The organism is Lonsdalea quercina, from assembly GCF_900107885.1.
Classification (GTDB): domain Bacteria; phylum Pseudomonadota; class Gammaproteobacteria; order Enterobacterales; family Enterobacteriaceae; genus Lonsdalea; species Lonsdalea quercina.
In genome coordinates this window covers 193,827-206,463 of record NZ_FNQS01000004.1, presented here as the reverse complement: position 1 = coordinate 206,463, position 12,637 = coordinate 193,827, and the positions used below count along the sequence as shown (strand labels likewise).

9 protein-coding genes are annotated in these 12,637 nt (G+C 58.6%); 6 read left to right on the top strand and 3 right to left on the bottom strand.

The genetic code is table 11. The annotated features are described in order from the left end of the window. The first annotated feature begins 99 nt into the window (after positions 1-99). The gene (gene djlA, locus BLU64_RS07790) at positions 100-987 is read left to right on the top strand and encodes a co-chaperone DjlA (protein ID WP_026741674.1); all 888 of its coding nucleotides are present in this window, start codon (positions 100-102) and stop codon (positions 985-987) included. A gap of 61 nt (positions 988-1,048) precedes the next feature. Here djlA and rluA read toward each other — a convergent pair whose 3' ends face one another. The 3 genes from rluA to BLU64_RS07775 all read right to left on the bottom strand — a co-directional run bounded on the left by rluA (position 1,049) and on the right by BLU64_RS07775 (position 7,475). Further along, positions 1,049-1,702 (bottom strand): bifunctional tRNA pseudouridine(32) synthase/23S rRNA pseudouridine(746) synthase RluA, encoded by a 654-nt coding sequence (gene rluA / locus BLU64_RS07785; RefSeq protein ID WP_026741675.1) that lies wholly within the window; start codon positions 1,700-1,702, stop codon positions 1,049-1,051. A gap of 68 nt (positions 1,703-1,770) precedes the next feature. Next, positions 1,771-4,677, bottom strand: a complete 2,907-nt coding sequence (rapA, locus tag BLU64_RS07780) for an RNA polymerase-associated protein RapA (RefSeq protein WP_074728314.1) — start codon at positions 4,675-4,677, stop codon at positions 1,771-1,773. Between the two features lie 422 nt (positions 4,678-5,099). Beyond that, positions 5,100-7,475 carry a DNA polymerase II gene (locus BLU64_RS07775; RefSeq protein ID WP_074728312.1) on the bottom strand — a complete coding sequence of 792 codons (2,376 nt, stop codon included), beginning with the start codon at positions 7,473-7,475 and terminating at the stop codon, positions 5,100-5,102. A gap of 494 nt (positions 7,476-7,969) precedes the next feature. On the opposite strand from BLU64_RS07775, the gene BLU64_RS07770 reads away from it, so the two are divergent. The 5 genes from BLU64_RS07770 to BLU64_RS07750 are packed head-to-tail and all read left to right on the top strand — an operon-like array spanning position 7,970 to position 12,461. Then, positions 7,970-9,034 (top strand): ABC transporter substrate-binding protein, encoded by a 1,065-nt coding sequence (locus BLU64_RS07770; RefSeq protein ID WP_394296470.1) that lies wholly within the window; start codon positions 7,970-7,972, stop codon positions 9,032-9,034. Positions 9,035-9,061: 27 nt separating this feature from the next. Next, positions 9,062-9,961, top strand: coding sequence for a branched-chain amino acid ABC transporter permease (locus BLU64_RS07765; RefSeq protein ID WP_074728310.1), 900 nt, complete (start codon positions 9,062-9,064; stop codon positions 9,959-9,961). Further along, a complete protein-coding gene (locus BLU64_RS07760; RefSeq protein ID WP_074728308.1) occupies positions 9,961-11,004 on the top strand; it encodes a branched-chain amino acid ABC transporter permease in 1,044 nt (347 codons plus the stop codon). Before BLU64_RS07765 ends, BLU64_RS07760 begins: the two co-directional genes overlap by 1 nt. Continuing rightward, positions 10,994-11,773, top strand: a complete 780-nt coding sequence (locus BLU64_RS07755; protein ID WP_026741681.1) for an ABC transporter ATP-binding protein — start codon at positions 10,994-10,996, stop codon at positions 11,771-11,773. The genes BLU64_RS07760 and BLU64_RS07755 overlap by 11 nt, the downstream gene beginning before the upstream one ends. Beyond that, positions 11,766-12,461: an ABC transporter ATP-binding protein gene (locus tag BLU64_RS07750; RefSeq protein ID WP_026741682.1), complete on the top strand. Its 696-nt coding sequence runs from the start codon at positions 11,766-11,768 to the stop codon at positions 12,459-12,461. The genes BLU64_RS07755 and BLU64_RS07750 overlap by 8 nt, the downstream gene beginning before the upstream one ends. Positions 12,462-12,637 lie beyond the last annotated feature (176 nt).

Here is a 12,637-nt window from a genome sequence, read left to right as displayed (position 1 = left end):
AATCCCCGCCGTTTTCTACGCGCTGCCGTTAGGAGCAAAGATAAATGACGGGTATGATAAAGCAATTTTTAGCCGACGGCATGAGGATTTGAGGAGTATATGCGCTATTGGGGAAAGTTGCTGGGGCTGGCGATGGGCGCAGCGTCCAGCGGTGGCGTCAGCGCGGTGATAATCGGGCTGCTGGTGGGTCATTTATTTGACAAAGCCCGCTTGTCGCGTCGGCGTACCGCTTTTTCCGCACACTCCTCTCGTCAGGCGCTGTTCTACATCACCACGTTTCAGGCGATGGGGCATCTCACCAAGTCGAAAGGGCGGGTGACCGAGGCGGATATTCTCGCCGCGACCCATGTCATGGATCGGCTGGAGCTGCGTGGAGCAGCGCGCAATGCGGCCCAACAGGCGTTTCGTGAAGGCAAGTCTCGTCAATTCCCAGTTCGGGGCAAGCTGCGTCAACTGCGCGATGTCTGCATCGGTCGTTTCGATATGGTTCGCCTGTTTCTGGAAATTCAGTTACAGGTCGCTTTCATCGACGGCGCGCTGCATCCCAACGAACGCCGGTTGCTGTATGTCTTTGCCGACGAACTGGGGGTGACGCGGGCGCAGTTCGAGCTATTTCTGCGCACCATGGAACGCGCGACGCAACAATCACATGCTCAGTCTCGACACGGCAATGGTGGGTGGTCCCAGCAGGGCGGTAATGCGCATCAGCGTCGGGGGCAATCACATAACGGACGCTCTCAGCATCAGCGGCCGCCAATACCTCCGCGGGGGCCGACCGTGGAAAGCGCCTGCCGGACGTTGGGCGTACGTTCCAACGATGATGCGGTGACGGTGAAGCGAGCTTATCGCAAGCTGATGAGCGAACACCATCCGGACAAGATGGTGGGGAAGGGGCTGTCGCCGCGCATGATCGAACTCTCCAAGCGCAAAGCGCAGGATATTCAGGTGGCCTACGAATTTCTCAAGGTTCACAAGTTCTCGCGTTAACGTCTCCTCGCGCCCCCCTTCTCCATCATTGACTCTTATTTTATTGTTACTTGGCGATCCGTCAAAAATCAGGTTCACAGCGAAAATGCATCGGCTCATGCGTGGCCGGATGGGTGATAAACAGCGCCTGCGCGTGCAACTGCAAACGAGACGCCATTGCCCGTGCGGCGGGCGGCGCGTAGAAGCCATCTCCCAAAATCGGATGTTCAATAGCCAGCATGTGCACCCTCAGCTGATGGGAGCGGCCGGTGATCGGCATCAGTTTTACCCGGGTTGTTCCGTCATCGTCGCGAGACAGCACTTCCCACAACGTTTGCGCGGATTTGCCCTCGGTGAAACAGACTTTCTGTTTAGGACGGTTGGGCCAGTCGCAAATCAGCGGTAAATCGACCAGCCCCTTGTCCTGCGCCATATGCCCCCAAACGCGGGCGATATAGGTCTTTTTCGGCTCGCGTTCGCGGAACTGGCGCTTAAGCTCACGTTCAGCCGCTTTGGTCAGCGCGACGGCAATGACGCCGCTGGTCGCCATATCCAACCGATGAACGGACTCGGCGGACGGGTGTTCCGCCTGAATCCGGCTCATGATGCTATCGCGGTTTTCCGGCGCGCGGCCGGGAACGGACAACAGGCCGCTAGGTTTGTTGACCACCATGAGATGCTCATCCTGATAGAGCACCTGTAGCCAGGGGTCTTGCGGCGGGTTATAGGGGTCCATGACCGACTCCGAGCTGGCGGCAAGGTGCTCTCCTCGCCGCGTGAGTGATAAGCGCCATCATGGCGCGGTTACTGGTGAGAAACCACGACCAGACGGATGGCGTCCAGACGCCAGTTTGCCTGCTCGAGATTCAGCAGCACCTGTTCCCGCTGTGTTTCCAGTGCCTTTAACTCATCTTCGCGGATGTTCGGGTTCACCGCTTTGAGCGCTGTGAGGCGTTCCAGTTCGTGTCGCAGCGCTTTGTCGGCAAACTGAGTGGCCGTTGCAATCACCTTCTGCGCTTGTTCTGCGATCAGCGGCTCCGCTTTTTGCAGCATGTCATGCACATCGGGCTGCACAGCGTTCACGAGTTTGCTGGCGGTATGGCGGTTGACCGCGGCCAGCTGGCGGTTGAAGCTCTCGAACTCCACCTGCGCGGCGAGGTCGGTCCCCTTGCGATCCAGTAGAATGCGCACCGGCGTCGGCGGCAAGAAACGGGTGAGCTGCAGTTTTTTCGGCGCCTGCGCTTCGACCACATACACCAGCTCCGCCAGCAGCGTGCCGACCGGCAGCGCTTTGTTTTTCAGCAGCGATACGGCGCAGCTGCCGGTATCCCCGGACAGGATCAGATCCAGTCCGTTGCGGATCAGCGGGTGCTCCCAACTGATGAACTGGGCGTCTTCGCGGGACAACGCCTGCTCGCGATCAAAGGTGATCGTACAGCCGTCCTGGGACAGACCGGGGAAGTCAGGCACCAGCATGTGTTCGGACGGACGCAGCACGATCAGGTTGTCGCTGCGATCTTCCTGATGGATGCCGATGATATCGAACAGATTAAGCGCGAAGTTGACCAGCGTGACATCGTCGTCCTGCGCGGCAATATCGGCGGACAGTTTTTTCGCCTGTTCGCCGCCGTTGGAGTGCATTTCCAGCAGGCGGTCGCGACCCTGCTCCAACTGAGCTTTCAGCGCATCGTGCTGCGCGCGGCACTCACGAATAAAGTCGTCGACGCCGTCTTGCTCTTCCGGATGGGCAAGCAGGCCGATCAGGCGATCGTAGTGGCTGTCGTAGATGGAACGACCGGTCGGGCAGGTATGTTCGAATGCGTCCAGGCCTTCGTGATACCAGCGGACCAGCAGCGCCTGCGCGGTATTTTCCAGATAAGGCACCAGAATCTGGATGTCATTTTCCTGACCGATGCGGTCCAGACGACCGATGCGCTGCTCCAGCAGGTCGGGGTTGAACGGCAGGTCGAACATCACCAAATGGCTGGCGAACTGGAAGTTGCGCCCTTCAGAGCCGATCTCGGAGCAGATTAACACCTGAGCGCCTTCCTCTTCCGAGGCAAAGTAGGCGGCGGCGCGGTCGCGTTCCAGAATCGACAGACCCTCGTGGAATACCGCGGCGCGGATGGCTTCACGCGTGCGCAGCGCCTGTTCCAACTGCAGCGCGGAGGCGGCTTTGGCGCAGATCACCAGCACTTTCTCGTCGCGATGGCTGGTCAGGTAGTCGAGCAGCCACTCTACTCGCGGGTCGAAGCTCCACCAGGTGGCGTTTTCATCTTCGAACTGCTGATAGATTTGCTCTGGATACAGCATATCCTGAGCACGCTTCTCGGAGGTCTTGGAGCCGGACATGATGCCGGACACCTTGATCGCGGTCTGATACTGGGAAGGCAGCGGCAGCGGGATCGTCTGTAGCTGACGTTCCGGGAAGCCCTGTACGCCCTGACGGGTGTTGCGGAACAGCACGCGGCTGGTGCCGTGGCGGTCCATCAGCATAGCGATCAGCTCTTCTCGCGCTGAATGCGCTGCGTTCTCGTCCTTGGCGTTGATGGCTTTCAGCAGCTCGCTGATATCCTGTCCGCCCAGCAGCGACGTCAGCGCCTGGAGATCGTCCGGGCTGGCCTCGTCGCCGGTCAGTAACTGCGTCACCGCATCGGCCACCGGCTGATAGCGTTGCTGTTCGGCCACAAATTCGGCGTAGTCGTGGAAGCGATTCGGGTCCAGCAGGCGCAGACGGGCGAAGTGGCTTTCCTGCCCCAGTTGCTCCGGGGTCGCGGTCAACAACAGCACCGCCGGGGTGACGCTCGCCAGTCGTTCAATAGCCTGATACTGCGGGCTTGGTTCGGCTTCACTCCACGTCAGGTGATGCGCTTCGTCCACCACCAGCAGGTCCCAGTCGGCGTTGGCCAGCTGTTCAAAACGTTTCGGGTTGCGCTGAACAAAGCTCAGCGAACAGATGATCAGCTGCTCGGTTTCAAACGGGTTGCTGCTATCCAGCAACGCCTCAGCGTAGCGTTCGTCGTCGAACAGAGAGAACAGCAGGTTGAAGCGGCGCAGCATTTCCACCAGCCACTGGTGCTGCAGGGTTTCCGGCACTACGATCAACACGCGTTCGGCGCGGCCTGACAGCAGCTGTTGATGGATGATCATCCCGGCTTCGATGGTTTTCCCCAGACCGACCTCGTCCGCCAGCAGAACGCGCGGCGCATGGCGCTGGCCGACTTCGTGTGCGACATAGAGCTGATGAGGGATCAGGCTGGCGCGCATGCCGCGCAGACCGCTCCACGGTTGCTGGGCCTGAGCATGCAGGTGCTGGCGGGCGCGATAGCGCAGGGCAAAGCGATCCATCCGGTCGAGCTGGCCGGCGAACAGGCGATCCTGCGGTTTGTTGAAGGTCAGCTTGCTGTCGAGGAAGACTTCTCGCAGCAGGGCGGGCGTCTCATCGTCGAGCCGCTGGCCGATATAGGTACGCAGACCGTTTTCGTCGCTAACCTCGTCGACCTGCATCTGCCAGCCTTCGTGGCTGGTGACGGTATCGCCTGGGTTAAACATGACTCGGGTGATGGGGGCATCATTGCGTGAATAGAGGCGATTCTCGCCGCTGGCGGGGAACAGCAGGGTTACCATTCTGGCATCAACCGCCACTACTGTTCCTAATCCCAATTCGCTTTCTGTGTCGCTGATCCAGCGTTGACCAAGTGTAAAAGGCATATGTGCTTAGCTCGATACTCGTCGTTGTCGAAAATTGTCTGAATGACAGTCATTGTCGGCCAACCTGCCGGGAAAAAGGCGTAAATGCTGCATTGCCCGTCGTGGCATGGCAGGCGCCTGGTCGGCATGACCCGTGTTGTTATGTGTGAGTTAGCGATGTCCTGCCGTCATTTGCGAGCGCGCTGACGGCCTGTCGGCGCGATAGGCGAATGCCGCCCCGCTACGTGTGCGCCGTTCGCGCATACAAAGACGATGGCCTGAAAGACCTGCGCTATGCGCCGTCCTGCGCGGATGCGGCCCGAATCTGAATGCATGGGCTGACGACAGCGCAAGGTCTTATCGAAAATACCGCCGGATTCGGAAAGGGCGTTATGGTACTGGATGGACGCGCGTTCGTCACCTGCCAAACCGCCGTCGATGGATCAAAACAGCCCCATTTGTCCGGTAACCAGCATCGTGAAATCGTCTTGCAGGAAAGGCAGAATCGCATCCGCCACCGGCTGCAGCTGTTTTTCGACGTAGTGTTGATAATCCAGCGGCGAATGGCGCGTTTCCAGCGGTTCAGGGCCGTTGACGGTCATAACGTAGCTGATCCAGCCGCCGTTTTGATACTGGAGTGGACGCCCGTGCTCCCGGTTGTATTCGTCGGCCATTCTGGCGGCCCGCACCTGTGGCGGGACATTGCGCTGGTATTCACTCAGCTTGTGGCGCAGCCGCTTACGGTAGACCAACTGGTCGTCCCACTCGCCGTTCTGGGTTTTGCGCACATAGTCGCGCACCCAATCCTGATAGGCCTCTCGCCGGAAAATTCGCGCGTAGAGCTGTTGCTGAAACCGTTGCGCCAAGGGCGTCCAGTCGCTGCGCACGGTCTCCAACCCTTTAAATACCATCTGCGGCTCGCCGTTGGCGTTCAACGTCAGCCCGGCGTAGCGCTTTTTACTGCCCTGTTCCGCGCCGCGGATCGTCGGCATCAGGAAACGCTGATAATGGGTTTCGTACTCCAGTTCCAGGGCGCACTCCAGCCCCTGGGTCCGTGCCAGATGCTCTCGCCACCACGCGTTCACGTACTGCGCCAGTTCCCGGCCGATGGCGTCCGCTTCCTGCTCGTTATGGGCGTGATTGAGCCAGACGAACGTCGAGTCGGTATCGCCGTAAATCACCTGATAGCCGCGGGCTTCAATCAGCGCCTGCGTTTGCTGCATGATGTCGTGCCCGCGCAGGGTGATGGAGGAGGCCAGTCGCGGATCGAAGAAGCGGCAGCCGCTTGAGCCTAGTACGCCGTAGAAGGCGTTCATGATGATTTTCAGCGCCTGCGAAAGCGGTTTGTTGCCGCTGCGCTTCGCCGCCTCGCGCTCCTGCCAGATGCTGCCGACAATCGCGGGCAGGCAGTGCTGCTTGCGGGAAAACCACGCGCCGCGATAGCCCTCAACTGAATGTTGTTCGTCCGGGTGCCGCATGCCGACGGTCAGCCCGACGGGGTCGATCAGAAAGGTGCGAATGATGGAGGGGTAGAGGCTTTTATAATCCAGTACCAACACGGAGTCATATAAACCCGGACGGGAGTTCATGACGAAGCCGCCGGGGCTGGCTTCCGGCGGTATCTCGCCAAGGTTGGGGGCGACGAAACCCGCCCGGTGCATCCGGGGGAAATAAAGGTGGGTAAACGCCGCCACGGAGCCGCCGCTGCGGTCTGCCGCCAGACCGGTGAGGCTGGCGCGTTCCAGCAAAAACGGCAGCAGTTCGGTCTTGTCGAAGATGCGCGTCACCAGCTCGCAGTCTTTCAGGTTGTAGTGGGCGAGGGCTGGCTTGTCTTCAGCGAAGCGGCGGTCGATCTCGTCCATCCGCTGGTAAGGGTTATCCATCGCTTTCCCTTCACCCAACAGCGTTTGCGAGACGAACTCCAGGCTAAAGGAGGCGAAGTTCCAGGTGGCGGACTTGAGCGCTTCAATGCCGTCAACAATCAGTCGGCCGGGGGCGCTGGCGAAAAAGTGCCCCTGCTTGTAGCCATGTTCCCGCCATTCCAGCTCCGCCTGCTGCCGGCCCAGTCGTAGCGGAATGCCGTAACGTTCGGCGTGCTTTTGCAGTACCCGCAGGTCGAACTGCACCAGATTCCAGCCGACGATGAGATCGGGATCGTACAGCTGAATCCAGTGATTAAGCTGTTCCAGCAACTGTGGCCGGCTGGCGACGTACTCCAGCGTGAGGTCGCCCGCGTCAGCCGGGTCGCCGTTGGGCGGACCCAGCATAAACACCTGCCGCTGGCCGCAGCCTTCCAGGCCGATGCAGTACAGTTCGCCGTGGCGATTGGTTTCGATATCCAGCGACACCATGCTGAGCGGCGGACGATAGTGCGGCTCGGGTTTCATTCTGGCGTTGATGAGACGTCCTTCCGGGCCGGCGTCGCCGTCGAACCAGACCGGCGCAGTGATAAATCGCTCCATCAAAAAACGTTCAGGTGGGCGAATATCTGCTTCATAAATGGGGACGCTGGCTTCCTGCAACCGTTTTTCGATACGCTGTAGCTGGCGGTATTGCGGGCAGTAAAGGCCCAGCAGCTCTTCGTGATGAAAACTTTTCATTTCCAGCGGGCGAAGCTCGGCCTTTTTCTCGCCGTTCAGCGCGGCGCGGACTTCCGCTTCATGGCGGGCGGGAACAAAAGCCACGGCCTGTTGCAGAGGAAGACGCACCCGTTGCGGGCCGTCGTTGGTGGCGAGCCAGAACTCGACCTGTATGCCGGCCGGCGTATCTTGCCAATGGCGGGTGAGCGCAAAGCCCTGACGCGGGGAGGGAACAGTCATAACCTCAGGCCGTATGAAGAAGAAAGACGTCATTAAGTGTGGTTATCTATACAGTGGTTGTCCAGCCTTTTTCGCCTGCCACCTGGTGAGGCAGCGCTTGTGTTCGCGGTGCGCCCGAAGTCCGAATGATTGATTTGTCTTATGAAAGCCGCGTAAAAATCCGCACCATGCGAACGCAATGCGGGTGGCTCATGGTGCAACAGACGCCCATCGCGGGCATTTAAGGCAATCACTTCCTGTTATATCTGATTTATTAATTGATTAATAACGCGTTTATCCGCCCCGGCTAATTGGCATGGTAATTGCTGATTTTCCCATTGTGGTGCGGGTTGTGCCCGTGCGCATTTTTGCTGGCGATAGCCCTATACACAGCTTCATTTCACGATGGGAACGTAAACCACTATTCATTGACGAGGCGGAACATGAAGAGAAGAGTTTTCTACACAACGATAGCGGCGGTCTGTGTGTCCTCAGCGCTGGCGGCCGCGAATGTCATGGCGGACGAAGTGAAAATCGGTGTGGTGCTGCCCTTGAGCGGCGCGTTGAGCGGTTATGGCCAGCCGTCACAGAAAGGGGTGACGCTGATTAACGGCATGGAGCCGACATTAGCCAATGGCGATACCGTCAAGCTGATCATCATTGACGACAAGAGCGACAAGGTTGAAGCCGCCAACGCCATGCAGCGTCTGGTTTCCAGCGACAAGGTGGATGCGGTGATCGGCGAGGTGACCTCAACCAATACGCTGGCGATGACCAAGATGGCGGAAGACACCAAAACGCCGCTGATTTCTCCCACGGCGACTAATGACCGCGTGACGCGCAACCGCGAGTACGTCAGTCGGGTGTGCTTCTCCGACAGCTTCCAGGGCGTGGTAGGCGCGAACCTGGCCAGCCGCGATTTGAAAGCCAAGAAAGCGGCCATCATGTTCGACAGCAGCAACGACTACTCGGTCGGTCTGGCGCGCGCTTTCCGCAATCAGTTTGTGAAAAACGGCGGCACCATCGCGGTGGAAGTGCAGGCTCCCGGCGGCAGCAAGGATTTCAAAGCGCAGCTCTCTACCGTTAAATCTCACAACGTCGACATGATTTACATGCCGATTTACTACACCGAAGGCGCGCTGATTGCCGTACAGGCTAAACAACTGGGGCTGAAAGTGCCGGTCGTGGGCGGCGACGGTCTGGCGGCCGATCCGATCTTCTTCAAACTCGGTCAGGACGCGGTGGAAGGCTACATGACCACCGACTACTACTCGCCGAACGCAAAAGAGCAGACGCCGGACGGCGAGAAATTCATTCAGGCCTGGACCGCCAAATATAACGAGCCGACCCATACCTGGGGCGCGATGACGGCGGATGCTTACAAAATGATCGTCGCCGCCATGAATAAGTGCAGCGATCCGCACGATCGCGTTTGCGTGAACAAGAATCTGCGCGCAACCACCAACTTTACCGGTATTACAGGGACGTTGACCCTGAAAGGCGGCGACGCCATTCGTCCTGCGGTCATCAACGAAGTCAAGAACGGACAGCTGGCGTTTAAAACGGTGGTCAATCCTTAATCGGCGGGAAGTAGTAAGGAGCGCACAATGGATTTTGCCGTTTTTTTACAGCAGGTGGTCAATGGCATGAGCCTTGGCAGTATGTATGCGCTGATCGCGATTGGTTACACCATGGTGTATGGCGTACTACGGCTGATTAACTTCGCCCATGCGGATATCATGATGGTCGGCGCCTTTGTGGCGCTGATCAGCTTTACCTCCTTCGGGCTGCCTTTCGGGGCAGCTATTTTGTTTTCGGTACTGATCTCGGCTTTGCTTGGGGTTGCTATCGATCGCATTGCCTATCGCCCACTGCGGCAGGCATCCAAAATCTCCATGCTGATCACCGCCATCGGCGTCAGCTTCTTTCTGGAGAACCTCTTTAACGTGGTGTTCGGCGGCAGCCCGCGTTTCTTCGAATCGCCGCCGTTTTTCAATCAGACGATGACGCTCGGTCAAATCGTGATCACTCAGGTGGCGTGGATGGTGCCGCTGATCACGCTAGTGCTGCTGGCGATCATTCTGCTCATTCTGTACCGCACCCGACAGGGGATGGCGATCCGCGCGGTGGCGTTCGACGTCAATACCGTTCGCCTGATGGGCATTGATGCTAACCACATTATTTCGCTGGTGTTTGCGCTGGGGAGCGCGCTGGCCTCGCTGGGCGGCGTGTTCTATGCCATCAGTTACCCAACCATCGATCCGCTGATGGGGGTATTGATCGGCCTGAAAGCCTTCGCCGCAGCGGTGCTGGGCGGGATTGGCAGCGTGACCGGGGCGGTCATCGGCGGCTTTATTCTGGGCTTCACCGAAGTGGTGGCGGTCGCCGTATTTCCTGAGCTTGGGGGGTACAAAGATGCTTTCGCCTTCCTGTTTTTAATTTTGGTGCTGCTGTTCAGACCGGTGGGCATCATGGGTGATGAACGACTGGAAAGGAGCCGCTTCTGATGAGAATGCCGCAGACCTCCTCTTCGCTGCTGTTGTGCTATATCGTTTTGTTCGCGCTGGCTTTTTTAGGGTTATTTACCGTGCAGAGCGCGTTCGATGACTATGTACTTCGGATTATCTGCAACATCTTTATTTTTATGATCCTGGCGGTCAGCTACAACCTGATCAACGGGGTCACCGGTCAGTTGTCGCTGGAGCCGAACGGCTTCGTCGCCATCGGCGCGTATGTCACGGCGCTATTACTGCTGACCGCAGACAACAAAACGGACATGTTCGAAATGGCGTCGCCCAGCCCCTTCATTCTGGCTTTGCACACCACGTTCCTGCCCGCGCTGATCATTAGTGGTATCTGCGCCGCGGTGGTCGCTGTCTGTCTGTCGTTCCCGGTCTTTCGCGTACGCGGCGACTACCTGGCGATAGTGACTCTGGGGTTTGGCTTCATTATCAAGATCCTCGCGATCAACAACCCGCAGATCACCAACGGCGCTATCGGACTGAATGAGATCCCGCAGGCGGACCACATTCTGTACTGGTGCGGGTTTATCGCGTTGATCGCCGTACTGTTCGTCCTGCAACTGGTGTATTCCAAATACGGGCGGGCGATGAAGGCGGTGCGCGATGATGAGGACGCCGCAATCGCCATGGGCATCAACACCTTCCGCATCAAAACCTGCGCGTTCGCGACCAGCGCCTTTTTCGAAGGCATCGGCGGCGGCCTGTTGGCCTCCCTGCTGACCATCATCTCGCCGGATCTGTTCGACTTTATGCTGACGTTCCAGCTGCTGATCATCATCGTGCTGGGCGGATTGGGCAGCACCACCGGCGCGATCCTGGGAACGATCATCGTGGTGGGCAGCGGCGAGTGGCTGCGCTTCCTTGACCAGCCATTGACGCTATTCGGCCAGGACCTGGGCGCGCACCCCGGTCTGCGGATGGTGGTGTTCTCGCTGGTGCTGTTGATCATCATGCTGTTCGCGCGCGAAGGGCTGCTGGGCAAACAGGAAATCTGGGAAATACGCAGGAGGCGGCAGAATGGCAAATGAGACATTACTTCGCGTAGCGGACGTCACCATGCAGTTTGGTGGGCTGCGCGCCATCGACGGCGTCAGTTTTAAGATAGCGCCCGCGGAGATCTTCGGTTTGATCGGGCCGAACGGCGCCGGAAAAACCACGCTGTTCAACGTGATTACGGCCAACTACAAGCCGACCGGCGGCACGGTGGAGTTGGAGTCTCAGGCGCTGACCGGGCTGAAACCGAATCAGGTGGTGAACCGGGGGATCGCCAGAACGTTTCAAAATATCCGGCTGTTTCCGTCCATGACGGTGCTCGACAATGTATTGATCGGACTCGACCGTTTTATTCATTACTCCTTCCTCGAAGCCGCTTTGCGTTGCGGGCGCTTCTTCACGGCGGAAAAACGCGCGCGGGAAAAAGCGATGCAGCTGCTTGAGTACATCGGCATCGCCGAACACGCGCATTCGCTGGCAACCAATCTGAGTTACGGCAACCAACGTAAGGTGGAGATTGCGCGGGCGCTGGCGACATCGCCCAAACTGCTGTTGCTGGACGAGCCTGCCGCGGGGATGAACCCACGCGAGACGGCCGAACTGGCGCAGCTCATTTTTAAAATGCGGAAAGACTTCGGACTGACGGTGCTGTTGATCGAACATGATATGTCGTTTGTTAACTCCCTTTGCGAGCGGGTGATGGTGCTGGATTACGGCAAGGCGCTGTTCAGCGGTACGCCGAATGAGGCCATCAATCATCCCGACGTCATCGCCGCGTATCTGGGGGACATCGATTATGCTTAAAGCGACCGATCTACGGGTTTTTTACGGCCTGATTCAGGGGCTGAAGGGGATCGACATTGAGGTCAACAACAGCGAGATCGTGACGTTAATCGGCAGTAACGGGGCCGGGAAAACGTCGACGCTGAACGGCATCATCAATCTGGTGAAGTCGACGGGCGTGGTCAATTTTCTCAACGAGGATATCTCTCGTCGACAGACGCATCAGATCGTGCGTCAGGGGCTGGCGCTGGTGCCGGAAGGGCGCAAGGTGTTCACCAATCTGACTATCGAAGAAAATTTGCGAATGGGAGCCTATAACAACCCGATCAGATTCAGCTATCTGCGCGACAAGATGTATGCCATGTTCCCCCGCTTAAAAGAGCGTCGCGCGCAGCTGGCGGGCACGATGAGCGGCGGCGAACAGCAAATGCTGGCGATTGCACGGGCGCTGATGAGCGAACCGGCGTTACTGATGCTGGACGAGCCAAGTCTGGGACTGGCGCCGAAGGTGGTGGGCGAGCTGTTCAACATCATCCGCCAACTGCGCGAGGAGAAGATTACGATCCTCCTGGTCGAGCAGAATGCGACGGCGGCGTTGAAAATCGCCGACCGGGCCTACGTGCTGGAAAACGGCAAGATCGTCCTGCAAGGGCCTGCGCAGGCGATCCTGGCGAATCCGGAGGTGAAGGCGATGTACCTCGGCGGTTGAGGTTTGCGGGAGAGTTGCCATCGCCGATCCTCTGTCGCGGGGGGGCTTCCTGCGTCAGGGGCCTGCACGATGGGTTCATCCAGCAAGCTGCCGAGCCGGCGGCGAGCGAGGGGCTGCCGTCCGGCGGTTTTCTGCTATTATCCCGAAGTCCTGATTTTTAGCGCAGATAAGTAGGG

Excerpts from the sequence above, each read along its gene's own strand:
- djlA (WP_026741674.1), top strand. The coding sequence starts at position 100 with ATGCGCTATTGGGGAAAGTTGCTGGGGCTGGCGATGGGCGCAGCGTCC.
- rluA (WP_026741675.1), bottom strand. The coding sequence starts at position 1,702 with ATGGACCCCTATAACCCGCCGCAAGACCCCTGGCTACAGGTGCTCTAT.
- rapA (WP_074728314.1), bottom strand. The coding sequence starts at position 4,677 with ATGCCTTTTACACTTGGTCAACGCTGGATCAGCGACACAGAAAGCGAA.
- BLU64_RS07775 (WP_074728312.1), bottom strand. The coding sequence starts at position 7,475 with ATGACTGTTCCCTCCCCGCGTCAGGGCTTTGCGCTCACCCGCCATTGG.
- BLU64_RS07770 (WP_394296470.1), top strand. The coding sequence starts at position 7,970 with ATGGCGGACGAAGTGAAAATCGGTGTGGTGCTGCCCTTGAGCGGCGCG.
- BLU64_RS07765 (WP_074728310.1), top strand. The coding sequence starts at position 9,062 with ATGGATTTTGCCGTTTTTTTACAGCAGGTGGTCAATGGCATGAGCCTT.
- BLU64_RS07760 (WP_074728308.1), top strand. The coding sequence starts at position 9,961 with ATGAGAATGCCGCAGACCTCCTCTTCGCTGCTGTTGTGCTATATCGTT.
- BLU64_RS07755 (WP_026741681.1), top strand. The coding sequence starts at position 10,994 with ATGGCAAATGAGACATTACTTCGCGTAGCGGACGTCACCATGCAGTTT.
- BLU64_RS07750 (WP_026741682.1), top strand. The coding sequence starts at position 11,766 with ATGCTTAAAGCGACCGATCTACGGGTTTTTTACGGCCTGATTCAGGGG.